Source organism: uncultured Mucilaginibacter sp. (genome assembly GCF_937859865.1).
GTDB lineage: Bacteria > Bacteroidota > Bacteroidia > Sphingobacteriales > Sphingobacteriaceae > Mucilaginibacter_A.
The window spans coordinates 1-25,961 of the sequence record NZ_CALMAT010000037.1 but is presented as its reverse complement, the minus strand read 5'-3'; the positions used below and the strand labels follow the sequence as shown (position 1 = coordinate 25,961).

Below are 25,961 nucleotides of genomic sequence, written 5' to 3'. Positions count from 1 at the left end.
ACATTTTTTGAAAACTCACGGATGAGGTACGAGCCGGGTGCCCAAACCGGCATAATCAGTTCAAGCTGATCCTCATTGATGCTGCTGATTTCCATTTGCATTTCAACATAATGTGCCTGTGGTTCGGTAAAAGAAATTTGGAAACGGATATGCGTTTGGCCGGTCTTCTCGCTCATAATGGGTTTAAATAATTACAATGCTAAAAGAAGCATTAGGTTTTATTTTAGCTTTTAATTGCGATGATTTTACGCTTGCCAAAGTTGTAAAATGGTTGATACAGGTAAACAATATATAGCTTTAACTTTTAGTTTTACAAGCCTGAATGTTGGGGATATTGCCGGAAAGCAATCAGCAAAAAGATTATAAATAACCATACTGTTTTTACCGTATAAAAATTAAGAAAGCAGTAGATTGTTATATTTACAGCCAATCCTTGTTGCGGCAGGGGAAAGAAGCGATCAATGAAGCCAAAATACATTATTTATCCATTACTGATTTTACTGATCGGTTACCTTATTTACAACAAATATTACGGTGCAAGCGCAAAAGATAAAAAGATCGAACCGGCATCGGGCAAAGGCGGCAAAAAGCTGAACAAGCCAGTCCCGGTTAATTTGATGATCGTAAAAGATACCGTTTTTAGCAACGCCATTGATATTACCGGAACGATAGATGCCAACGAACAGGTTGACCTGCGCAGCGAAACGGCCGGCAACATCACCAATATTTATTTTAAGGAAGGCACACACGTGAGCAAAGGGCAGTTATTGGTTACGGTTTATAATAAAGACCAAGTTGCTTCGCTAAAATCAACGCAGGTACAAATAAAATTGGCCGAACAATTAGAATACCGTAACCGGATTTTACTGCAAAAAGAAGCCGTAAGCCGAGAAGAATACGATACTTCGCTGTCTAACTTAAACGTATTGAAAGCCCAGGCCGATCTGGTGCGTGCACAAATAGCCAAAACAGAAGTACGGGCGCCATTTTCGGGCGTTATTGGTTTGCGCAATATCAGTCCGGGCGGTTACCTTTCGCCAACCAGTTCGATTGCTACTTTGGTGAATATTGACCCGGCAAAAATTACGTTTGCCGTTCCCGAACGTTATTTAGGGTTGATTAAAACTGGCAGTAAAATCCATTTTAACATAGAAAGTTCGCGGGATAATTTTACAGGAACAGTTTATGCGATAGAACCAAATTTGGATTTAACTTCGCGTACCATCACCATTCGCGCAAAATCCCCTAACCCGAAAGGTTTGTTACGAGCCGGAAGTTTTGCCAAGATCAATCTAACCTTAGAACAAATCCCGAAAACGATTTTAGTGCCTACAGAATGTGTGATCCCGGATATTAAAAGCAGTAAGGTTTTTGTGGCATCAAAAGGGGTAGCCGTTTCCAGGGATGTAAAAACGGATGTGCGCACGGCAACCAAAATCCAGATTGTTGACGGTTTAAAACCCGGCGACAGTTTAATTGTAACCGGTATTATCCAGTTAAGGCCAAAAGTGCCGTTGAAAATTGTTAAAGTTATCCATTAAAATTCTATGAGTTTATCCTCAACCAGTATAAAAAGGCCGGTTTTAACAACCGTGATGTCTGTTGCTATCGTGGTTTTCGGTATCATTGGCTACAAGTTTTTAGGAACGCGTGATTTTCCTTCGGTTGATCCGCCGATCATTTCTGTTTCTACCAATTATTCAGGCGCCAATTCGGATGTTATCGAATCGCAGATCACCGAACCGCTGGAGAAAGTAATCAACGGTATTCCGGGCATCCGTAACATTTCTTCCACCAGTTCTGTCGGTTCAAGTAACATTACGGTAGAATTTAACTTGGATGCAGATTTGGAAACGGCAGCCAATGATGTACGCGATAAGGTTTCGCAAGCGCAGCGGCAGTTGCCGCAAGATATTGATGCGCCGCCGGTAGTAACCAAAGCCGATGCCAATGCTGACAACATCATCACGATTACGGTAAGCAGCAACACGCGCAACATTTTGCAAATTGATGATTATGCCGAAAACGTGTTGCAGGAAGCTTTGCAGACTATTCCGGGCGTAAGTGCGGTGAACGTGCAGGGGCAACGCCAGTATGCCATGCGTTTGTGGATAGACCCGAATAAATTAGCGGCGTATAAACTGGCTGCTACGGATATTCAAAATGCTTTGGCACAGGAAAACGTGGAACTTCCGGCAGGAAAAATTGAAGGCAATAATACCGAACTGGCCGTACGTGCCTTAGGAAAATTAAGTACCGAAAAGGATTTTAATAACATGATTATCCGGGCAGACAGCAACCGGGTGATCCATTTAAGTGATGTGGGATACGCTATTTTGGGTGCCGCAAACGAAGAAACAGCGCTAAACGAATCTGGCATTCCGGAGGTTGGTTTGGCCATTGTGCCGCAGCCGGGTGCCAACTATGTACAAATTGCCAAAGATTTTTACAAGCGTTTGGCTCAGGTAAAAAAAGATTTGCCGCCCGATATTAAAGTAGAAGTTGCGCTGGACAACACGCGTTTTATCAACCAATCCATCGAAGAAGTGCAGGAAACATTACTGGTGTCATTCGTGCTGGTGGTGATCATCATTTACTTGTTTTTCCGTGATTGGCTGATCGCTTTCCGGCCGCTCATTGATATCCCGGTTTCGCTCATCGGTGCTTTTTTTATCATGTATATTTTTGGTTTCTCCATCAATATACTTACACTTTTAGGAATCGTACTCGCAACTGGTTTGGTGGTGGATGACGGGATTGTGGTAACCGAAAATATTTATAAAAAAGTTGAAGAGGGCATGGACATCCGCAAAGCTGCTTTCGAAGGTTCCGAAGAAATTTTCTTTGCGGTGATTTCTACCTCGGTTACGTTGGCGGCTGTGTTTTTACCGATTGTTTTTTTACAAGGTTTTACCGGAAGGCTTTTTCGGGAGTTTGCCGTCGTCGTTGCCGGTGCGGTGTTGATTTCGGCTTTCGTTTCGTTGTCGCTTACGCCGATGCTTAACGTCAAACTAATCCGCAAAAACCAAAAGAAATCCAAGTTTTACGAAAAGACCGAACCTTTTTTTGTGAACATGACGAACTCTTACACCAGTTCACTCATCAATTTTATGAAGCGAAAGTGGATTTCCGCTGTCATTCTGGTTGGTTCCCTGGTTATTGTCGGCGTACTGTTTAAAATTACGCCTTCGGAATTGGCCCCGCTGGACGATCGTAGTTTGCTGCGCTTTACCGTATTGGGGCAAGAAGGCGCTTCCTACGAATACATGACGCGTTACATGAACCGAGTTTCGCAGTTTGTGGAAGATTCTATCCCCGAAAAAAACATTAATATTTCTGTTATTTCTCCGGGTTCCAGTATCAATTCAGGTTTTGGGCGGATCGGATTGGTAAACCCTGACCAGCGTGTTCGCACCCAACAGCAAATTGCCGATTACATGACCAAAAACTTAGCGCGTTTTCCGGATGCAAAAACTTTCGTTATCCAGGAGCAAACTATCAGCGGCGGCGGCAGCGGCGCGCGTACTTCTTTGCCGGTGCAGTTTGTTATCCAAAATCAGGATTTTGAAAAGCTTAGGAAAGTGTTGCCCGATTTTATGGCCGAAGCAAATAAAAGCCCGATTTTTCAAGGCGTGGATGTAAACCTGAAATTTACCAAGCCACAACTTTCCATCACCACTGATCGCGACCGCGCTCGTGATTTGGGTGTTTCTGTGGCCGATATTGCCCGCACGCTACAGTTGTATTACAGCGCCGGCCGTTTGGATTACTTCCTTATTAGTGGAAAACAATACCAGGTGATTGCGCAGGTTGACCGCTCCAACCGTGACCAGCCGCTCGATCTTACATCCATTTATGTACGCAGTTCAACGGGCGCGTTGATTCAGTTGGACAATGTAGTACACGTAACCGAAAGTTCTACGCCGCCTTCTATTTATCACTTTAACCGCTTTAAATCGGCCACGGTACAGGCAGGTTTGGCGCCGGGACATACCATTGGCGAAGGGATTAAAGAAATGCAGCGTATTGCCAAAGGCCGATTGGATGAAAGTTTCAGTTCTGATTTGGCCGGGCCGTCGCGCGATTTTGCCGAAGGTTCATCCAATATTTTGTATGCCTTTGCTTTCGCGTTGTTGCTGATCTATATGGTTCTGGCCGCACAGTTTGAAAGCTTTATTGACCCTTTTGTGGTGATGCTCACCGTTCCGCTGGCTATTGCCGGCGCATTTTTATCACTCTGGCTGTTTAACCAGACTTTAAATATTTTTAGCGAAATCGGCATGATCACCTTGGTTGGTTTGGTAACGAAAAATGGGATTTTGATTGTAGAATTTGCCAACCAGCGGATGGAATCTGCCGGTTTAAACAAATTTGACGCGGTAGTGGAAGCGGCAACTTCTCGTTTGCGCCCCATTTTAATGACGAGTTTAGCGGTAGTTCTGGGTTCCGTTCCGATCGCTTTTGCTTTGGGTGCCGGTGCAAAAAGCCGGGTTTCGCTCGGGATTGTAATTATGGGCGGGATGATGTTTTCATTGGTGTTAACCTTGTATGTCATCCCGGTGATGTTTACCGTTTTTTCTGCCAAAGTAAAACACAACCCGGATGATGAACCTGTGCCAACAGAAAAAAACCAGGAACCATTACTGCTGCCGGAACATCAAATTTAACAATAATGAAGAAATTAATACCGATACTTCTTTTATGCCTGTTTTTTTTGGTTCCCGGTTTATTTGCACAACAGCAGCAATCACAATCACAACAACAGGCACCGCTGCTTACTTTAGAAAATGCCGTTAGCATTGCCTTGCAAAACAACTACAACATCAGGCTGGCAAAAAACAATACCACTATTGCAACCACCAATGTAACGTTGGGCAATGCCGGTTTTTTACCGGTGCTGGCGGCCGGTGCAAGCACTAACAGCAGTATTTTGGACATCAACCAAACCCGGACAGACGGAACGATCAACAAGTTGAACAAACTCCATAATTCAAGTTATACTTACGGCCCTAACATCAATTGGACCATTTTTGATGGGTTTGCCATGTTTGCCAATTACGATCAGTTAAAAGAGTTAAACAAAAGGAGTGAGGCTTACCAACGCGATACGATACAAAGTACGCTGGCCAACGTGATTTCGACTTATTATAACCTGATTAACCAGAACCAGCAAATTATATCCTTAAAAGGAGCAATCGCAATTTCACGTCTTCAATTGCGGTTTGCTACCGATAAATATAATGTTGGCCGTGCCTCCAAACTGGATGTTTTAAACGCACAAGTTAATTTTAATACCGATACGGCTGCTTTGCTTACCCAAATCCAGCAATTTAACACAACCAAAATCAGCCTCAACCAGTTGCTGGTCCGTAAATTAAATGAAGATTTTTCTGTTCCGGATACGATCAATATCCAAAGCCAAATTTCTTTAAACGAATTGATTAACCAGGCACACGCTGCCAACCCGGCTATTTTGGCTGCCCAAATCAACAAAAGGCTGACAGAAATATCCCTGCGGCAGGTAAGGTCCATCCGTTACCCGATAGTTGGGGTAAATGGCGGCTATGGCATTAGCAATAGTAAAACGCCGGCCGGTTTTACGCGGGTACAAAATACAAAAGGCTTTAATTATGGTTTAACGGCGAGCGTAAATATTTTTGATGGTTTTAACCAAGTCCGGCGAGAGCGTGTGGCAAAATTGCAGATTAACAGTGCGGATATCCGCAGCAGTTTGGTACAACAGCAGGTTGAATCCCAAATCAACTCTTTGTACCTTAATTATTTATCCGGCTTAGATTTGATACGGTTAGAACAATCAAACGTAGAAATTGCCAAACGGAACCTCGATATTTCACTGGATAAGTACCGGCTGGGAAACATCACGCCGTTGGAAGTAAGGGAAGCGCAAAGGAACTATCTGGATGCACAAACCCGTTTTTTTAACGACCAGTACCAAACCAAACTGGCAGAAGTAAGTTTAAAGGAGATTACCGGAAACATCAGTTTAAAATAAAATTTTTAATAATTGGACTTGTTATTGCATAGATAATTACATATTTTTAAACGAAGTTAATCCTATGCCGAACCCAAAATACGAATTGTGTTTATTAATTGATGACAATTACATTGATAACATGATCAACCGAAAAATTATTGAGAATGAATTTTTTGCAAAAAAAGTAATCGTAAAAGAATCGGCAGAAGAAGCGCTTGAAGAGTTGAGAAACGGGCTTTATACACCGGACATTATCTTTTTGGATGTGCGGATGCCACAAATGAATGCTTACGAATTTTTGAAAGAATACGATAAACTCAAAGTAAACAGCACCCATCCGGCCATGATTTATATTTTAACTTCATCGCTTGACCCTTTTGACCACCGCAAAGTGATGGAAAGCCCCTACGTAACCCAGTTTTTATACAAACCACTTACCCAACAAAAGCTGGAAGAAATCAATCTATGATTTTAGTTGCAGACAGTGGGTCAACCAAAACAGACTGGATATTAACAGAACCGAGCAAACCGCAGCAGGAGTTTAAAACAGCGGGCATCAACCCGTTTTTTTTATCAGACAAAGAGATCCAAAAAGTGATTGGCAAACAGGAAAAACTGCTTGCCCAGGCCGAAAATGTAAAAGAAATTTATTATTTCGGCGCGGGTTGCTCCAGCCCGGACAAGCGTGAAGTAGTTTCCAACGTACTAAGCCAACTGTTTAAAAACGCTTACGTAAGTGTAGACAGCGATTTGCTGGGTTCCGCTTATGCTACTTGCGGCACCGAAACCGGTTTGTGCTGCATTATGGGCACAGGTTCTAACATCACTTATTTTGATGGCGAAAATATTTTTGACGGCAAACATGGCTTGGGTTATATTTTGGGCGATGAAGGCTCCGGAAGTTATTTCGGAAAAAAGCTGGTAACCGATTATTTGTACGGCCGGATGCCTGAAGCCGAAAGCTGTTTGTTTAACAAAAAATATGCGCTTACCAAAGAGAGCGTGATTAACCAGGTTTACCACAAGCCCGGCGCCAATTATTTCTTGGCCACTTTTGCGACTTTTTTGGGCGAAATAAAAATGGGCTGTTATGGCAAAACTTTGATTTTTGACGGCTTGACCGAGTTTGTAAACACCAACATCAAGTGTTACCCAGAATATAAAAACCTGAAATGCCATTTTGTAGGTTCTGTTGGCTGGCATTTAAAGGATGAACTGCAGGAAATATGTGCCGAGCACGAAGTTAAAGTTGGGAAAATTATGAAACACCCCATCCACGATTTGGTTAATTTTCTCCTCAACCGCGAATAATACCTGATACTTCTTTTACCGGCATTTTTTTAGTGTGGCCGGCTTCGGTAATTTTTTTTACTGATAAAAACAGTATCGCCGCAGCCAGTAAAATTACGGGTGTATCAATGGGGCAATCCACATCAGGGTCTCCGCAAGGCGTTCCCGGCCCTTGGGCTTTTACTTGTACAATAGCCATCAGCAACAACAAAAATGTTGCTGATAAAAAGATACAGATTCTTTTAAGCTTCATGTTATCAAAAATAACAATTTAATGTTCATTTTCCCAATGCTTCTTTTACCGGTATAAATTGGTTAAAGTTTGATAGATTTTGTTCATGCTTCTTTTACCGGCACAAATTTGTCGAAGTTTGATAAATTTTACCAATGCTTCTTTTACCTGCATAAATTGGTCAAAGTTTGATGAATTTGGTTTGGCCAATTACTTTTTTAGAAGCATCAGTCAGTTCGACTACATAAATCCCGGGCTTTAACTGGGCAATTTCAATCCGCGGTGCATTACTGCCGTTTACCGTTGTTTTCAAAACCAAATTACCGCTCATGCTGGTGATCCTGATTTCGCCCAAACCTTTAAATGGTTGTGTATTGTTAACCTGAATGTAAGCGAAAGCCGGGTTCGGGTAAACATAAAATGCGGATGCGCTAAGCACATTAAAGTTGATTTTTACAGGATCAGAATATAAGCTGCTGCTTTCTAAAACGGTTTGTTTTAAGCGGTAAACCAGATTTCCGTTATCGGCATAATTATCGGTATAAGTATAAGCGCCGCTGTTGTTGGAAGCAAGTGCCGCAACCGCTACAAATGTTTTTCCGCCGTCCGTGCTTTTTTCTATGATAAAAGAAGTATAGTTGGCTTCATTCCTGGTTGTCCAGTTTAAAACAACGCTGCGGCTCGAAATTTTTCCGGTAAAATTTACCAATTTGTAGGCACCGGCCGCATTCAATTTAAACACCAATTCTAAACGGTTTGCACCTAAAGTAGAAGTATCAGAACGGTTTATGCTGAAGTTGTAAGGGTTGATTGGCGTTAGTTGTACCGAATCTTTGAGGTGATGATCAATTACATAAATAGTGTATTTGGGCGCGATATTGGCCATATCGGTAATCTTTAGCTGTTGGTTGGCAGTAGAAGTAGCATCTACAAAAAGCTTAATGCGCATATCGGCATTTACGGTTGGCATTTTGTTGATGGCCAAACGGCGGTTATCGGCAGAGTAGCTGGAGAGGTAAACACTGGGCGTCATCCCGTCCATATCGGCGGCATCGTCTTTATCGTAATTGGCAATCCCGTTTTTGTTGAAAAACAAGCCTATGCCATCGTAATTGATACTGTCTGTCCGCAATTGCAACATTAAGCTTGATTGAATGCCGGGAGCAAGGTTTAAGTTGCTGTTGGTTGGCCCGCCCATAATATTGGGTTTGAGGTCTAAACCTCCTTTTACCGGTGCCAACATCAACAATAATGGCGAAGTTGAACCGGTAAGCTGCTGCATCACTTTATTGGTTTCGGCAAATGTAACACCGGCATTGGTAGAGTTGACTACATTGCAACGCACAAAAAAACCTTGTCCGCTGGCAATATAACGGTTTGCGCCGTTGCCATCGGTAACCGGAGAGCCTGATGTTGCGCTGCCTTTGGTGTAATATGAAAACTGTTTGTTTGACGGGTTGAACACATATACTTTGTTGTCGAGATCAGTACCGAAAGTTACTTGGTCCAAATCAATCGTTGCGGCGTAAGGGTTTCCGATCAAGTTAAAACCATCTGTTCCCTGGTCGCCCACTTTACCGCTTGTTCCGTACCAGTTGGTGCGCTGCAAATTGGATACCGGCGCATAGGAGGCGTTGTATCTGTAGTAATAAGCACTTTGAACGGAAGAACCCGGGCTTTCTTTAACGTAAGGGCTGCTTACCGTAAAGTTGTTGATGTTGTTTTGCGGCACGTTTACAGTAATATTGCCTTGGTTTAAAGTTCCGGTAAAAGCATAGGCATAATCATCGGGCGTTGGGAAAACAGGGCCGCGTAATTTTGTAGTGAGGTTAGTGCCGCGGCTACCGCGGTTAAAAAATAACAAGCCTGTGCCAACCGGGATGTTTTCTGTTAAAGAGTAAATGCCTTTGTATTCACTGTCTTTCACAGCGGTATTTGCAGCGAAAGGGTCGCCTTCGCGGTACATCCAAACCGAAGCATTGTTGGTGTTGGAAGCATCAAAACTACTTGCGCCGGGATTTGGCCCGGTAACGGGTGTGTAATTAATCAGTGGTGCAATGGTATAAAAACCGGCAGCCGTATTGATGGGAGAGGAGATAAGGCGGTAACCGCGGCCATAACTTCCGGTTACAAAACGTTGCACGTTTACGTTACCGGTAATGTTTGCGCTTCCGGTTAATGGTGCAACACTGGCGGTTCCGGTGGCGGTAGAAAATAAGGTTAGGTTTCCGTTGGCTTGCATTGTACAATTATCTGCAACCGTTAAAATGCCTGCAACTGTGGTTGCCCCGTTTATAGGACCTGTTTTGGCAGTGCCGGTAGCAGAAAGCATGTTTAAGTTTTTATAATTTAATGCACCAATTATTAATTGGTTGGCGCTTGGCCCGGAGCCGTTATAGGTCCAATCCCCAGTTACATTGTAACCTGTAGCTGTATTTAAATAATCATCGCCGATAGTTACAGGTATGCTACCCGAATTAATGGCTGTATTGCCCATAAACATTTTACCAATAGTAATGGAAGATATATTGGAATAATTAACCACAGTGTTAACACTGTAATTTAAACCAACCTGAAGCGCAAACGGCGAGGCAGAAGGCGCACTGAAAGTCTTGTCCAAACCCTGACAAATCAGGTTGAAAAAGGTTGTAGAAGCGGTTCCGCCTACGGTTTGTGTAGCCGTTGTATTGTTAAAAATAGTAGTTAAACCATTGCCGGTAATACCTGCGTTTAAAGCATTATTTGTCCAGTTGCCGCCGACAATCAGGGAAGATGTAGCACTACCATCAGCATTAATATCATAACCGATATTGGTGCAGTTGATAATGCCGCTTCCGGTATTTACATAGTTCCCGGTTGGCCCGTTAATATTGATATAAACATTGGAAGTTAGGGTAGAGGTGCCGTTTATAATAATTGCTGCGCCGTTATTTACGATGCCTTGCGCAAAAGAAAAGGCAGGTAAAAGAAGCATTATCCATAGAATAATTTGTAGTTCTGTACGGCTTGTTGATTTACCGGTTTTCATGTTTTTTAGGATAAGCAGATGAAATTGTTATTGCTGAAGTTTTTGAACAGCCTTCTTTAAATCATCAATTTCTTTCTGTTGCTCTTTAATTGCGTTAATTAAAACAGGCACCAGTTCTGCATAATTCATCCCCAGTTTCTCTTTTGTTTCATCGCCAACTACCACCTCCGGAACTATTTTTCTAACATCTTGGGCTATTAAACCTATTTTATGTTCTGCAGTTGGTTTTTCTTTCCAATTATAACCAACGGGTTGTAGGGCAAGTACTTCTTTTAGGCCATAATTTAGGTTTGTGATATTGGTTTTAAGCCTTCTGTCAGAAGTTTGGCTGACACCGTTTACAGTGTACACAGTTGTCCAGCGATTAGTTGTACTTACACCTAAACTATAAGTATTATCAATGGTAGGCGCAACTATGCCCGCAACAGTTAATTTATAACCAGGCGCATTTGTGCCAATGCCAACATTGCCACCACTGGCAATAGTCATACGGTTATTACTCGAAGTATAAAAGTCTAGCCCAAATTGGTCTGTTCCTGCATTGCGTTTTGAAGAAATCGTTTCACCACTGGCTGAACCTCCAAAATATAAACCCGGACCCAATAAACCCTGACCGCTGGTTCCTGTATTAGCACCAGCGGCATCAAGATAAATGGAATTGGCAGTATTAATGTTTCCGTTTACGTCTAACTTTTGAGAAGGTGCAGTAGTACCGATGCCCATATTCCCAGTTCCGTCAATGCGCATACGTTCTGTAGAACCTGTACCTCCTGTAAAAAACATTAAGTTTTTGTTCGCTGTCCCGTTGCCTATGGCAAAATCATTGCCTGTAGCATACAAATAAGCGGTACTTGCCCCGCCTATTACTCCCGTGCTGGTGTTTCCGCTTGAGTTGATACCCATATCTACATAATTTACAGCTTCAGTTGCTGTATTATTGCTGGCTACCACATCAGAACTGGCACCTGCGCCTGCATTGTTATTTTGGATGTTCAGTTGCAGATAATTATTCAGGTTGCCTTTTCCGCTAATAACATTAAAAGAAGAAGTTGTACCGGCATCTACCAAAAGCTGCTCTGGGTTTGTGCTGTTAAAAGCAGTACCGCCTATAGCAACATCACCTGTGCTGGCAACACGCATTTTTTCTGTGTTGTTAGTTTTTACCACAAAATCTTGAGCATCTGTCGTGCCGATAAAATTTGTTCCGGCTGTAGTTCCTGCATTACCTGCCAAACCCCAGCCCTGGCCTGCACCCGGACTTACCCAAACCGGTGGCGTGCCAGCCCCTGCCGATTGTAAAATATAACCCGCAGTACCGGCATTGTTATTAGGCATTAATGCACCGCTAAATTTTAAATTGCCTGTTACGTCCAGTTTTTCTGTAGGAGCATTATTGCCTATGCCTACTTTGCCGATCAAAAAAGCCGAATTACTGCCTGTGCCCGAAGCCCCAGTAACCAGTGTAGGCCCGCCGTTAACCACATCCGGTTGCCCAAACTGCCATTCAGTAGTGTTGCCGGTTACTTTCATATTTGTGGACCGTGTTTCGAAACGGATATTACTGCTTATGGGAGATGCAACAGCACCCGTGTTAAAAATAAAATCTACCAAATTGGCAGAACCGCCTGTTGTTTCAAACACCGCACCATTTTGGCCAGCCCTGTTTCTTAACCGCAAAGTAGATGGGCCGTACAAGTCGCCATCCTGCCGCATAACCAATTCTTTTGTAGATCTTAGTGTCCCGGAGTTTGCATCGCCGATCGTAATATCTCCCGTAGTGCCGGTTGTAGTACTTGCTCCATTTACAATCCGCATCCGCTCTACGTTGTTAGCTTTAAACACCATGTCTTGGGCATCAGTAGTACCGATAAAATTTGTACCGGCGGTTGTACCTGTATTGCCGGTTGTTGCCCAAGCCGAGCTGGCAGCAGGGCTAACCCATAAAGGAGAAGTTCCGGCTCCTGTTGACTGTAAAAAGTAACCGGCAGTACCGGCATTGTTATTAGGCATTAATGCACCGCTAAATTTTAGGTTGCCAGTTACGTCCAGTTTTTCTGTTGGAACATTGTTGCCTATACCTATATTTCCCCCGTTGTTGATACTCATGCGGTTAGCACCTGCGGTATAAAAGTCAATACCGTATTGGTTCGTTCCTGATGTACGTTTTGAAGAAATACTTTCACCCGAACCAATGCCTCCAAGTATTAATCCCGGTGATAGCGCGCCGGTATTTGTAATTGCGGCATCAATAAAAACTGAACCTTGGGATATAAGGGAAGTTGCTGCATTAATGCTTCCGTTTACATCTAATTTCTGAGAAGGTGTTGTAGTTCCTATGCCCACATTACCGTTACCGTCAATGCGCATCCTTTCATTACTACTTGCGCCGCCGCCCGTTAAAAAGCCCAGGCTTTTGCCCGCAGTACTGGTGCCTATAAAAAAGTTACCACCAACAGAACCACCAGCATTATAAAGGTAAGCATCGTTTGCAGCCCCATAAAATGCAGAAGTATTAGCACTGCTGTTGATGCCCATGTCCACATAATTTACGGATTCAGTACCATTATCTGCAGTGGCAACTACATCGGAACTTGCGGAAGTACCGGCATTATTATTCTGGATGTTCAGTTGTAAATAATTATTTAAGTTGCCTTTGCCGCTTATGACGTTAAAAGACGAAGTTGTACCGGCATCCACCAAAAGTTTCTCTGCATTAGCAGAAAATACAGGCGCACTACCGATAGCTGCGTTGCCCAAACTATCCAATAAAAACCGTTGGGCATTATTGGTACGAAAGCGTAGAGACTGATTGTCCGTTGTTCCTAAAAAATTAGTTTTATAGTTGATGCCTGTATTACCGGTAGTTGCCCAAGCTGAATTTGCAGTTTGCGTTCCGGTAGATAGTGCCGTCCATGCTACCCCGTTCCAATAATAATACCCCGGTGTAACGTTGTTAGGCGCAGTACCGGCCGTAGCGGTGTTATAAACCAAAAGCGAAATTGCCGGAGAGGTTATCGGCCCGGCAGCATTGGTTGCGGTAAGGGCAACACGCGGAACAAGCAAACCTTTGTTGCTATAACTCACATCTAAACCTGCGGAGGCATCGGGTGTAAAACCACTGGTTGCACTAATGCCTACGTTTTGTGCCAAGCCTTTTTCGGTTGCAAGCAAGCAGCACAGGCCTATAAAAGCTTTGGATATAAGTTTAAATGTTTTCATAAATCTAACTGATAGTTGGCTTTTACGAAAACTGCTTCTATAGGTTGTATTTTTAAAAATGCAAATCGGCTGGCTGGTTTAGGTTGATATTACTCCTTCGGTTAACCATGCTTCTTTTATCACCTAAAAGTTTAAATATCTTTAAAACCTGCTTTTTAAAAAGAAGCATGCCGCTCTCCCAAAAATAAAGCACTCGCCGGTTGATACTTAATTTATGCCGGTAAAAGAAGTATTTGCCAATAACTTATTATCGTTTTTGCTGGCTTTGCAAAGCCCATTTTTCAATGATATTGACCAGGCTGTCCAGCCTTACCGGTTTACTCATGTAGTCGTCCATACCAGCTTTTAAACATTCTTCGCGGTCGCCTTGTAGTGTATTTGCCGTCATGGCGATGATGATTGGCTGTTCGGACAGGCAAACCCGAATCATCCTTGTAGCTTCCAGGCCGTCCATTTCCGGCATTTGTACATCCATCAAAATTAAATCAAAGTTTTTATGGCTTACCACTTCCAAAACGTCTTTTCCGTTTTCAGAAACCTGCGGATTGTAACCTAATTTGTTCAACACTTTGGTTACCAGTTTCTGGTTCATCCTGTCGTCTTCTGCAATTAAAATATTCAACGGGTATTGTTCGGCAAAATCTACCGAAAGTTTTTGTTTGGCATACTGGTCTTTGCCTGCACCATCTTTGCCTTTTTGCCACAACAAACTCAAAGTCTGGCCGATGATGTTATGGTGTTTCAATGGTTTTTCAACTACAGCATTAAAAAGGGCTGCATGGTCTTTATACTTTTCATTGCCGGTTTTGTTCATCAAAAGGATAGGCAAATCCGGGTGGTTTTGTTTAACGGCCCGGGCAAGTTCAACCCCGTCCATTTCCGGCATTTGCATGTCAATCAATGCTAAATCAAAACCAGTCTCCTGTGTTAAAATTTGCAATGCCTGTTTGCCCGAGTTGGCTACAAAAGGAACAAGTTTCCACCTTACTAATTGGTTTTTGAAGATATTGCTGAGGGTTAAATTATCATCTGCTATCAATATTTTTTTACCGGCCAGTTTTGCCATTTCTGCCTGTGTGTTTGCCCGCAAATTTTGCTTGCCGAAATTGGTTAAGATGCTGAACTTAAAGATGTTTCCTTTTTTCTCCCGGCTTTCAATAGTTAGCGATCCGCCCATCAAACCAATTAGTTTTTTGCAAATGGCCAACGTTTTACTGCCCGAATTTTGGTTGCCTTCTGCTGTATCTGATTGCAGGCTTTTTACGATTGCAGCTAATTTTTCCGAGGAAAAACCGGCACTGGTGTCCCTAATCTCAAAAGCTAATTTTGCCTGGTTCTCTCCAACCAGTTCAATCAAATTTACAGCTATCAAAACCTCTCCTTCGGTAGTAAACCGCAGTGCATATTCGGTCAGGTTTACCAATATTTGCCGCAGGCAAAAGGCATCGCCGATTAGCTGGACAGGGACATCAGGGCTAATAGAATAGATCAGTTCGATGTCTGTTTGTGCTAATTTCGGCGCAAAAACATCAAAAACTTCTTCAATATTGTTGCGCAGGTCAAATTCTTTGGCTTCCAGTTCCCGGCCCGATTCCACTTTTGAAAACTCCAAAATATCGTTCATCAATATTTCATTGATGATAGACAACAGGTTTTCGCCCGAATACAAAATGTTGGCCGCAAATTCCTGCTGTTCCTGGTTCAGCACAGATTCGTTGAGCAAAGAAGCCATGCCCATAATGGTGTTCATGGGCGTGCGGATATTATGGCTGATCTTGGCAATCAAAGCACTTTTGTTCCGGTTGGCCAAAGCAGCATCTTCGCTTGCTTTTTGTGCATTGGCTTTTGCATAAGTAAGCAGTTCGCTCCGTTCAAGCAGTTTCCGTTCAAGGTCGGCATTTTTATGTAGCAGAGCGTTCATTTTTAAATAATGCAAAATGTACCCGCCAGCCAGCAACACCAATAAAACTATCAAATTAAACCACCAGGTAAACCATATTGCCATGAGCAATAGTGTTTTGATAGCGGGCAGAAAGAAGCAAAGTGTAAACATAATTTTAATTGGTTATGCTTGTAATAGTTAAATGTGTTTAGTTAAATTGGCCGATACTGTTTTTAGCACTGTTTTTTTGCCATTCGTAGTTAAGGCCCAATACAAAATAGCGTTCGCTGCTTTCGGGCCTGAAAATGTAAAGCGGGAAGGCCCAGTTTTTATAACTGGCTTTTATCAAAAAACCTTTTTCAATTGCACCGTTTAACTGGTATAATTTGGTTTGCTGTAAAGACACGCCGGTTGCAAATTTTTCGGAGAGTTTGTAGGTAAGGTCAGACCAACTGTAGATAAAGTTGTTGCTGCGCTGCTGTACCGAAAACGTATATTGCGACTGTGTATTGAAATAAAAATTACGGTAGTCTATTTCTAAATTTATACCGACAGAACCGCCGTTCATCCGCCCTAAAACCACACCGGCAATAGGGTTGGCCACATAAGAAAACGCAGCTTTTCTTTCAAAACTTCTGCCTGCATACAATGATAGTGTGTTCAATGCTTCATAATTATAACGCCCTTCGGCATACCAGTTTTTGCTGCTTTGGAAATAAGCAACCGGAACAAACGTAAATTCCCTATAAGTGCCCATGTAATAATATTGCTCCAGGCCGGCGTGTTGCGCAATTACGCTATGCCACAACCCGCATAGGATCATTATTGGCAACAGTCCTTTTTTCATTTTCAATAATAATTGATTCTGCTGTTCCCAACTTCTCGAGCAGGTGTATGTCTTTCAAATACGGGTTCCAATGAAAAATAAGCTCATCAATAGGGTGCCAAAGCAAAACCCAGGCAAAAATGTCTAAACTGTTAATTAAGCCTGTATGTAAGGTTTGGCTTTGCTTAAAAAGCAATGGTAAAAAGCCCTGGCAAATGATGGCCACAACTATGCCTACGGCCAGCAAAATCCAGTTGCGCTGTTTAAACCGTACAAATTCTTTCATCCTTTCCGTTTTACGGTCAGAAAAGTGGCGGTGTACAGCATACATAAGCGGTTCGGCATATTGCTTATCGTTTTCGTTGGTACATTTAAACTTGTAAAATATCACATCGTACCTTTTTGCTGTTGCTACTGTATCCAAAATATACCGTTCAAACTGATGGCTCAACTGCCGTTTGTATATGGGTGCCGGGTCGTGTTTGTTAAAGTAACCGTCAATCACTTGCTGGTCCAGAGTCATAAAAACATTTATGCTTTTTGAATGAAATTTGCTCATCGAATGTATAACTGATTTTCAGCCAACTGGCGCTATGGTTAATCAATCACCTGTGTACGGTGCCGGGGAAGCATTGGTTATTGATTATTCAATAATCTCAAAAACAAGGAGTAGAAGTTTAATTGCCTTAGCTTTTAGGCTGTGGATTTAAGAAAAAAATGCTTGGTTTTAGCCAAAATTAACGGCAATAACACTAATTTTTATGCCATAAAAGAAGCATCAAAACCGGACAGAGAAGATTTACCCTCCCTACTTTTTAATGAATTTTATTTTTTGGATGGAGTTTCCGGTGGCAGTGTCCAGCAATTCGGCTACATAAACACCAGGCTGCAATTGGGAAACATTGTGTTTAAACCCAGATAAGTTTTGGTAAAGGGAGGAGTGTATCTTAACGCCCGTGTTGTTATAAATGCTGAGCCGGATATTGCCCATGCTTCTTTTACCGATCAAAAAATTGATTTCGTTGATGGCCGGGTTTGGGTAAAGTAGCACAGTAACAGGTTCTGTTATAATTGGCTGCTTGATAACAACCGGCAAATTAGCAACAGCTTTTTTAAAATAAACCGTAAACCGGTTGCTGCCATAAGTTGCCGCTAAATTTTTATTGATAAAAAAAGCATATTCAGGTTTCAAGTGTAAATCAACAGAATCTTTAGTGTAATTGTCTTTGAGAAAAATAGGTTCGTTTTTAAAACGGGTGGCGTAATCAACCAGCTTTATTTTGTATTGCCCACTCGCCGTAGCATCAATAGCAATTGGTATAAAACTAACTTTTTCCGGAATGGGCAAAGCATTTACCGCCAATGGTTTCTGCTCCGTTTTGCTTAAAGCCGAAAAAGAAACGGCGGCATTTGCGCTGGTTAAATCGTCTACATCTTCTTCCGCGCGGTAACCTTCCTGCTGGCCGTCTTTGAAGGTTAGTAAAATATCGTCGTAGTTTACGCTGTCTTTTTCTAATTTCAACCTTAAAAAATCTAAAGCCAAAGGTGTTTTTCCACCTAAAACTATAGGATTGGAAGTATCGGTTGCTTTGGCGGCTTCGGTAAAAGTTAAGGTTGGGTTTGCCGCATTTGCTTTCACAAAAAAACCCTGACCCGAAGCAATATAACGCGTGGCATTACCTGTGGAAGTTCCGCCTTTAGTATATGTTCCGTAGTTTTTGGTAACCGGATCGAGAATGTAAATGGTTGGGTTGAGGTTGGAAGTTGCAATTGCCGAACCGCTTCCACCGGATTGTTCCCAATCAATCGAAGAAGGATACGGATTGCCAACCTGGTTAAAACCATCGTTTGCCTCAGCTTTGTTGGTAAAAGATAAAAAACCGGTTGCGGCACCAAAAGGCGCAGTTGCTGTAATATTTCCCTGGTTTAACAAACCTTTATAAGTGATAGTTACATCTTCGGGAACGGGAAAAGGTGCGCTGGTTTTATTGCTGACGTTGTTAAACCTATCGCCGCGGAAAAACAGAAGAAAGCCGTTGCCGGGAGTCAAAAAATCCTGCGTGGTAACCGAATGATTTCTGCTGATGCTACTGATCGGTACAAAATCCTGTAAAGCGTTTGTAGCTGCAGTTTCGTTATACTTCCAAATCGTTGGCCCGTTTGCCGGTGAAGCATCAAAACCATTACTCGTTCCGCCTGCCCCGGTTATCAAAATTTGATCCTGAACACGGCTGAAATAGTATCGCCGCAAACTTGGATTAACATTTGGCACCTGATAAACCGGCGAAGAAAGCAATCGGTAACTCCGTCTCGAACTTACACCACCTTTGATAAACCGCTGAACCAAAACAGAATCGGTAATGGAAGAAGCGCCTAAATTATTAACGCGTGCCGTTCCGGCTTCGGTAGAAACCAGCGTTAAATTACTTGCTGAGTTTAAAATGTTAGCAGAAGTGCCGCCGTTTAAATCCACCAAATTATTAACTTCTAAAGGCGTCCCCAAAGTAATTGTACCGTTACGAACTTGCATATAAGTTTTTAAGGACCGGCTTGCGGCATCGGTTTGGTTAAAATAAATTGTAGCGTTACTGCTTGCAATTTCATTACCGACAATTAAGTTGGCCAACGTAGAACCGGTTAAATTCCCGCCAGCATTCATCGAAATTGTGCCAGTCAGTTTTAAAGTCCCGCTGCCGATGTTAAAAGTCCCGTTGGTAAGCGTGCAGGTATTTCTCACTTGAAGCAAGCCGCCATCCAATAAATTGACCGAGCCTGATGCTTTGTTTACCACTAAATTATGGATCACGTTTTCGCCAGAAATCTGAGAAAAGCGCAGGTTGACAACAGGCGCGGTTCCGTTTAAAGTTAAATCGGTAAACTGGTAAGCATTGGTTGCAGGTTGCTGCGCCAAGTAGCCATCGCCAATAATCGTTCCGGCAGAAGTACTTATACCAACCGTAAAAGTTTGGTTTCCGTTGGCTGATTTTCCAATAGGCAAGTACAATTTGCACTGGTTTTGCAGGGACAGGGTTTGATTAATGGCGATGGTGCTATCAATAGTTGCGCCGTTTGGCCGCGTAACGGTAAAATTCCTGAAACCGGAACCGCCGGAATTAAAAAGAATTGCGTTTCCTGTACCGCTGATCTGTATATCGCTGCTGGTGCTGCCGGTAATTTTACCGCTTCCCGAAAGGTTATTTTTAATATCAAGCAAATTGTTGGTGTAAACCTGTAACTCATTGCCGTATAAAATATTGATGTTTCCTAAAATATTAATGGTGTTTGTTGGAGATGAAGTTGCCGTAGCTGCAAACCGCAGATAGGAACTATTCGTTTTATCTACCGTTATGTTTCCGTAAAAGATACTTGAAGACAGGCTAGCCGCAGTAATATTTTCAGGCCCGGAAAACACGAAAGTAAAACCGGCATTTTTGTTTGCCGCATTTAAAGAGCCGGTGCCAACAGTTATACTTCTGTTAATTGCGAGCGAGATGTTACCGGCAATTTCTAACGCAAAATTCCCAATAAATAACTGCGCTAAATTCCAGCTTCCTGTTCCCGACCAGGTACTGTTTCCAGTCAACGTTAAGCCCGAACCCTGCGTGCTGCTTAGCCAAAAATTAATTGTGCCGTTGTTAACAATGTTGCCTTTGATATAAAAACGGATATTGCCTGCCGTGGCACCAGTTTGTAAAGTGCTGCCGGATGAAACCGTTAAACTTAAAATACCGGTTGAAGTATTTGCCGCATCCATGGTAACTGTTGCATTTGCCGCAATTACCACATCATCAGTTGATCTTGGAACTATGCCGCCAATCCAGGTTGTGCCAACGTTCCAATCGCCACCTAAACTTGTTGAAGTAATGGCAGCAGCATCAGCATAAAAAATAGGGCATAAAAGAAGCATGGCAAAGCAAACTGCTTTCCGGCTGCTGATAATATTAAATAATATTTTTTGCGATAAGTTCAAAATGCTTTATGTCAGAAAGAAAAACCTTCTGCCATAAAGATATTTATTATTTATACTTTTAAAAATATTTTTTAACTATTAAGTAAATAATAATTAAAAAAGCAATTATAGAAGCTGCTTTGGCCAAATAATCACCGTGTTTTACATAAAAAGTAAGGTCGCTGTTTAGGTTGATGTCTTGCTTAATAGCTGTTTGTGTCCACCATTTAGTTTGTTTTACAACGTCGCCGCGTTGGTTAATAAAAGCAGATAAACCGGTGTTGCCAGACTGGCAAACCCAACGCCGTGTTTCAATTGCCCTTAATTTGGCATAATCCAAATGCTGGTCTTTGCCCGAAGTATTTTCCCACCAGCCATCATTGGTAATGATCGCGATAAACTGTGCTCCTTTTAGCACGTATTTTCCTACATATTCGCCATAAATGGATTCATAACAAATAACCGGCGCAGCACCAATTCCGCTTTGCGAATAAAAAACCGACGGTTCGTCCTGTTTGCCATAACTGCCCGTGCTTCCGCCCAAATGCGCAAAAACTGGTTTCAAAAAGGATAATGCAGAACCAAAAGGCATTTGCTCTACGCCCGGAACTAATTTTGATTTATGGTAAAACTGAACCCTGGCCGAGTTTTCAATATTTACGGCTGCATCAAAATGATCTACAAATACATTATACCCGGGGATTTGCTCGGATGAAGGCGTTGGGTCATGACTGTAATATTTGTAAGATTCGATCCCCGTTAACACATTTGCATTTTTGTAGGGATAAAGGAAGCGTTGCACCTGCAAATAATAATTGCTGCTTCTGATTTGATCTTCATCAACGCCTTTTTCATCAAAAATTGCAGTTTCCGGCCAGATAAAAAACTCGGTGTTTGGCTGCGCAACTTTTTTAGAAAGTGTAATTAAAGTATTGATTTGATCTGAAGTCGATATTGTTCCCACTTTTTCATAAGGATCAATATTGGGCTGCACCACTACAATGTTTGACGGATCATCCTGTTCTTCGTAATTGAAATAAGTAAACAAAGAAAAACTTAAAGGAAGCAAAACTGCCAGCACAGTTGCCGCAACCAAACGTTGCCGATGCTTCTTTTGCCCCTGTTTTTTCAGGTTGATACAGATCAGGAAAATCAGGATATTGACCAGCCAAATCCAAATCGTGCCGCCGTAAACGCCCGTGTATTCGTACCACTGAACCCAACTATGGCTGATGGCAAAACCGTTTCCCAAAGTCATCCAGGGGAAAGCCAAATCCCAGCTTTGGTGCAAATATTCATAACCAATCCAAAAGCAAACTAAACCCGCTAAACTCCAACCAAGCGGCGCAACTTTTCGCAAACGATAATACAACCAGCAAGCCGTACTCATCAGTAGCGGGCCAAGCGAGTAGGGGATGAGCGAAATCGGAATGGCAACCAGCGCGCCAATGGTTTTGATGGAATTATAAACCCAATAAACGGAAAGCGTGTTCCAGATAAAAAAGCCCAAAAAGCTCATCCAGAAAATCAGGAAACCTTTTCTGTTGGAATTGGATTGCATAATTTCTTCCAGTAAAAGAAGCATCGGTACCAAGCCTACAAACAATAAAAATGCGGTATAAGGCGTTGGCGGCCAGGCAATCCATAGTAATAGGCCGGAAAGTATGGCGAGGAAGATTTTGTTTTTCATTGAGGGGTGAGGTATTGGCAATCAGGTATCAGCTTTCGGCGAGGGTGCAGTAACTATGAACTATTATCTATAAACCACTAACCACAATCACAAATTCGCCTTTTACTGTATGCGTTTCATAATAAGTTTTAACTTCTGTTAACGTTCCGCGAACGGTTTCTTCAAATAATTTGGTTAACTCGCGTGAAACGGAAACTTGTCGGTCTGCACCAAAATGCGTAATCATTTCATCCAGCGTTTTTAATAAACGGTGCGGCGATTCGTAAAAAATCATCGTCCGTTCTTCTTCTGCCAAACTTAAATAACGCGTTTGCCGTCCTTTTTTTACCGGTAAAAATCCTTCAAAAATAAAACGGTCATTCGGCAAACCGGAATTAACCAATGCCGGAACAAAAGCGGTTGCGCCGGGCAAACACTCAACCGGAAAATTATTTTTTAAAGCTTCTCTAACCAGGTAAAATCCCGGATCAGAGATGGCAGGCGTTCCGGCATCAGAAATCAATGCAATTTGCTTTCCTTCACCTAAAAACTTAATAATTTCCTGAGTAGATTGATGTTCGTTATGCTGATGATGGGAGAAAACTTTTCCGGTAATGCCAAAATGTTTAAGCATCGGAGCCGAATTGCGCGTATCTTCTGCCAAAATTAAATCAACTTCTTTTAAGATGCGGATGGCGCGGAAAGTCATGTCTTCCAAATTGCCAATTGGTGTTGGTACGAGGTAAAGTTTGCCTTCCATTTGTTTGGTTGCGTGTTGTCGGTTTTGAGTTGTTGGTTCTGGTTTAATTGGGATGCTGTTTTTATCCACCTAAAATTGGCAACCCGCAACACAAAACCCACAACTCATTCTATCTTTGCCAAAAAATTAAAATAATGCTGCAAGTTAGTTATATCCGCGAAAACAGGGAAAAGGTTTTGGAACGTTTGGCCGTGCGAAATTTTAAACAGCCGCAATTGGTTGATGAAATTTTGGCGCTGGATGAAAAACGCCGTTCAACACAAACTAAACTGGAACAAGTTTCCGCAGAAGCAAATTCCGCAGCAAAAAAAATTGGCGAACTGATGCGCAGCGGCAAAAAAGAAGAAGCCGAAGCGGTTAAAAATCAAACCACAACTTGGAAAAACGACATCAAAACTTTTGGTGAGGAGTTAGCTGCGCTGGAAAACGAACAGCAGCAAAAGCTTTTTTTACTGCCTAATTTACCGCATCAATCTGTACCAAAAGGAAGCACGGCCGAAGAAAATGAAGTGGTTTTAGAAAACGGCGAAAAACCGCAATTGCCTGAAAATGCCTTGCCGCATTGGGAACTTGCTGCAAAATATAATTTGATTGATTTTGAACTGGGCGTAAAAATTACCGGTGCCGGTTTCCCGGTTTATAAAGGCAAAGGCGCGAAACTGCAACGTGCGCTGATTGCTTTTTTTCTGGACGAAGCTGAAAAAGCGGGTTACGATGAACGCCTATTGCCTTTGCTGGTGAACGAAGCATCAGGTTTTGGAACCGGGCAATTGCCTGATAAAGAAGGACAAATGTATTTTGTGGGCGAAGATAACCTGTTTTTGATCCCAACTGCCGAAGTTCCGATGACCAATTTGTACCGCGATGTGATTTTGAAAGAAGAAGAATTGCCGGTTAAAAATTGCGGTTATACGCCATGTTTTCGCCGTGAAGCAGGTTCTTATGGCGCGCACGTGCGTGGCTTAAATCGTTTGCACCAGTTTGATAAAGTGGAAATTGTACAGGTTGCACATCCCGAAAAATCTTATGAAATTTTGGAGGAAATGAGTTTGCATGTACAATCCCTCTTGCAAAAATTGGGTTTGCCTTACCGCGTTTTGCGTTTGTGCGGCGGTGATATGGGTTTTACCGCTGCCTTAACTTACGATATGGAAACCTGGAGCGCCGCGCAACAACGCTGGCTGGAAGTTTCTTCGGTTTCTAACGTAGAAACTTTTCAAAGTAACCGTTTAAAACTGCGTTTCCGCAACAGCGAAGGTAAAAACCAGTTGGCGCATACATTGAACGGAAGCGCTTTGGCTTTGCCGAGGATTGTAGCTACTTTATTGGAAAATAACCAGACCGAAAATGGCATTAAGATCCCGGAGGTTTTGGTGCCTTATACCAAGTTTGCGTATATTGACTGATGCTATTTTTATAGGGATAAAATTTATAGGGGTAAAAGAAGCATCAACCTAAAAATGCTTTAAGCTTTTCCTGGTTTGGGCTGCAATTATCTAAAACTATAAATTAGCAGCGGCGTTCATGGAAATGATCAGGTTAAGGCAAATAGATACTCAACTATCAACAAAAATTTAGGAACAACATGAAAAAATTTATTATAGCGGCCCTGTTTTTACTGCCTTTGCTGGCAAAAGCGCAAAGCGGGCCGTTTCATTATAAAGTAGAAGACCGGTATTTATATTATGGCAATGTGGTTGAAGTGGATACGACTCTTTCTGTTGCCGATTTGTATAAAGATGCCAAATTATTCCTCACAAAACTGGCTTTGATCAACACAAAGATAACTAAGGATGATGCGACTAATGGAGTTGTAATTGCTTCGGTTGAAGAACCGGCCACTTTTAAAACCCAAACCGGCGTTGGCACCGAAAAGATGACTTTGCGGTACAACATCAAGCTCGAACTTAAAAAAGGGCGTTACCGTTATACTTTTGATAACATCATTCTGGTTTATGATGACAAGGTTAAAGGCCAGGAACATACTTTGTACGATGTTGACAAAGGCAAAGGCGGCGGCCTGTTGGGAATCGGCCTTCGAAAACGTGTATTGACTGCTATGGACGATTTGTTTTTAAAGAAAATAGATGTGCTGACCAACACAATGAAAAAGAAATCGGATGATTTTTAGGGTGTCCATCTGTTGTTGATGTATTTGTCTTAAATACTTCTTTTATCGCTATAAATTCAGGCAACCTTACTTCACAATTTCAAAAACCGCCTGGATCTGGTAATTTAATTTGATCTTTTTAAAATCAATATCCGGTTCGGTAGCCGCATCGGCACTGCTGGTTTTCATTACCATGGCGCGGAAAACGGGTTGCTGCATTGGTTCGTTGTTGATTTCCTGGATGTCTATGGCACCACCTAATTTCTCGCCAATTCCACTTAATAAAAAAGTTGCTTTTGCCTGGGCTGCTTTTAGAGCTTTCAATTTCAATTCGTTTTTAAGTTGATCAATGCCCGAATAATCGTAGCCATCAATTCCGGTTGATTGGATTCCTTTATCGTCCACGGCATCTAAAATTTGGTTGATCTTGTTCAAATCTTTCAGCTTTAAACGGTATTGTTTGGAAGCCAAAAAGTCGGCGTTCTTTTTCTTTTCCGGCACATAATTGTATGACGATAAATTGTTGATGGTAAAATCAGCTTTGGCAATTCCGGCTGCGGTTACCGCTTTTTGCAACTGACTTTCCAGGGTTGAAATGCCCACTTTGTTTTTTCCGTTTAAATATTCTTTTAGGGAAATGCTGAAGTAAATAATATCAGGCGTAACTTCTGTTTCGGCATTTCCGGTTACGGTTATTTTTCGACGCAAATCAACGCTTTGGGAAAATGTAGTACAAGTTGTGGCCGATAAAAACAATATAAGTAATAGCTTTTTCATGTTGAACGATTTTATTGGATAGACGAAAGTTTATGGATTTGGTCGCAGCAAAATTGAGGTTTTTAACGAAATTTAATTTAAACGGCTGTTATTCAAATACAAAAAATAATAAAATAATTGTGGTTTGGATTTGATACTGTTTTTATGCCGGTAAAAGAAGCATGCTAATTTGTATTTAACGTTCTTTTTGCTTGAACAAAAAGAACCAAAAATTCAAGACAAAC

Annotated in this window: 18 protein-coding genes; 7 read left to right on the top strand and 11 right to left on the bottom strand. The window is 42.1% G+C overall.

Annotated features, from left to right (window positions below; genetic code table 11):
- A partial coding sequence (locus Q0192_RS04490; RefSeq protein ID WP_299286699.1) for a hypothetical protein occupies positions 1-176 on the bottom strand: 176 nt, incomplete at its 3' end.
- Between the two features lie 285 nt (positions 177-461).
- On the opposite strand from Q0192_RS04490, the gene Q0192_RS04485 reads away from it, so the two are divergent.
- From Q0192_RS04485 to Q0192_RS04465, 5 genes are all read left to right on the top strand, one after another.
- On the top strand, positions 462-1,541 hold the full coding sequence (locus Q0192_RS04485; protein ID WP_299286696.1) for an efflux RND transporter periplasmic adaptor subunit: 1,080 nt from the start codon (positions 462-464) through the stop codon (positions 1,539-1,541).
- Positions 1,542-1,547: 6 nt separating this feature from the next.
- The gene (locus Q0192_RS04480) at positions 1,548-4,667 is read left to right on the top strand and encodes an efflux RND transporter permease subunit (protein WP_299286693.1); all 3,120 of its coding nucleotides are present in this window, start codon (positions 1,548-1,550) and stop codon (positions 4,665-4,667) included.
- A 5-nt stretch (positions 4,668-4,672) separates the two neighbouring features.
- Positions 4,673-6,013, top strand: coding sequence for a TolC family protein (locus Q0192_RS04475; protein ID WP_299286690.1), 1,341 nt, complete (start codon positions 4,673-4,675; stop codon positions 6,011-6,013).
- A 64-nt stretch (positions 6,014-6,077) separates the two neighbouring features.
- Positions 6,078-6,464, top strand: coding sequence for a response regulator (locus Q0192_RS04470; protein ID WP_299286687.1), 387 nt, complete (start codon positions 6,078-6,080; stop codon positions 6,462-6,464).
- On the top strand, positions 6,461-7,306 hold the full coding sequence (locus Q0192_RS04465) for an N-acetylglucosamine kinase (RefSeq protein ID WP_299286684.1): 846 nt from the start codon (positions 6,461-6,463) through the stop codon (positions 7,304-7,306). The genes Q0192_RS04470 and Q0192_RS04465 overlap by 4 nt, the downstream gene beginning before the upstream one ends.
- Here the strand turns inward: Q0192_RS04465 and Q0192_RS04460 are convergent.
- The 9 genes from Q0192_RS04460 to rsmI form a co-directional block, all read right to left on the bottom strand.
- Positions 7,293-7,538, bottom strand: a complete 246-nt coding sequence (locus Q0192_RS04460; RefSeq protein WP_299286682.1) for a hypothetical protein — start codon at positions 7,536-7,538, stop codon at positions 7,293-7,295. The genes Q0192_RS04465 and Q0192_RS04460 overlap by 14 nt on opposite strands.
- Positions 7,539-7,698: 160 nt before the next feature.
- Complete coding sequence (locus tag Q0192_RS04455; protein WP_299286679.1) at positions 7,699-10,545, bottom strand: T9SS type A sorting domain-containing protein; 2,847 nt, start codon at positions 10,543-10,545, stop codon at positions 7,699-7,701.
- A 27-nt stretch (positions 10,546-10,572) separates the two neighbouring features.
- Positions 10,573-13,764, bottom strand: coding sequence for a tail fiber domain-containing protein (locus Q0192_RS04450; RefSeq protein ID WP_299286677.1), 3,192 nt, complete (start codon positions 13,762-13,764; stop codon positions 10,573-10,575).
- A 247-nt stretch (positions 13,765-14,011) separates the two neighbouring features.
- Positions 14,012-15,769, bottom strand: a complete 1,758-nt coding sequence (locus Q0192_RS04445) for a response regulator (protein WP_299286675.1) — start codon at positions 15,767-15,769, stop codon at positions 14,012-14,014.
- Between the two features lie 85 nt (positions 15,770-15,854).
- Complete coding sequence (locus tag Q0192_RS04440) at positions 15,855-16,493, bottom strand: hypothetical protein (protein WP_299286673.1); 639 nt, start codon at positions 16,491-16,493, stop codon at positions 15,855-15,857.
- Positions 16,444-16,995 carry a hypothetical protein gene (locus Q0192_RS04435; RefSeq protein WP_299286670.1) on the bottom strand — a complete coding sequence of 184 codons (552 nt, stop codon included), beginning with the start codon at positions 16,993-16,995 and terminating at the stop codon, positions 16,444-16,446. Before Q0192_RS04435 ends, Q0192_RS04440 begins: the two co-directional genes overlap by 50 nt.
- Positions 16,996-17,280: 285 nt before the next feature.
- On the bottom strand, positions 17,281-20,442 hold the full coding sequence (locus Q0192_RS04430; RefSeq protein WP_299286667.1) for a T9SS type A sorting domain-containing protein: 3,162 nt from the start codon (positions 20,440-20,442) through the stop codon (positions 17,281-17,283).
- Between the two features lie 58 nt (positions 20,443-20,500).
- On the bottom strand, positions 20,501-22,111 hold the full coding sequence (gene lnt, locus Q0192_RS04425) for an apolipoprotein N-acyltransferase (protein WP_299286664.1): 1,611 nt from the start codon (positions 22,109-22,111) through the stop codon (positions 20,501-20,503).
- 67 nt (positions 22,112-22,178) lie between these two features.
- On the bottom strand, positions 22,179-22,850 hold the full coding sequence (gene rsmI, locus Q0192_RS04420; RefSeq protein ID WP_299286662.1) for a 16S rRNA (cytidine(1402)-2'-O)-methyltransferase: 672 nt from the start codon (positions 22,848-22,850) through the stop codon (positions 22,179-22,181).
- 134 nt (positions 22,851-22,984) lie between these two features.
- On the opposite strand from rsmI, the gene serS reads away from it, so the two are divergent.
- Together serS and Q0192_RS04410 are read left to right on the top strand one after the other, a co-directional pair.
- Positions 22,985-24,256: a serine--tRNA ligase gene (gene serS, locus Q0192_RS04415; protein WP_299286659.1), complete on the top strand. Its 1,272-nt coding sequence runs from the start codon at positions 22,985-22,987 to the stop codon at positions 24,254-24,256.
- Between the two features lie 179 nt (positions 24,257-24,435).
- On the top strand, positions 24,436-24,981 hold the full coding sequence (locus Q0192_RS04410; RefSeq protein WP_299286656.1) for a DUF4468 domain-containing protein: 546 nt from the start codon (positions 24,436-24,438) through the stop codon (positions 24,979-24,981).
- A gap of 66 nt (positions 24,982-25,047) precedes the next feature.
- Here Q0192_RS04410 and Q0192_RS04405 read toward each other — a convergent pair whose 3' ends face one another.
- On the bottom strand, positions 25,048-25,737 hold the full coding sequence (locus Q0192_RS04405) for an SIMPL domain-containing protein (RefSeq protein ID WP_299286653.1): 690 nt from the start codon (positions 25,735-25,737) through the stop codon (positions 25,048-25,050).
- Positions 25,738-25,961 lie beyond the last annotated feature (224 nt).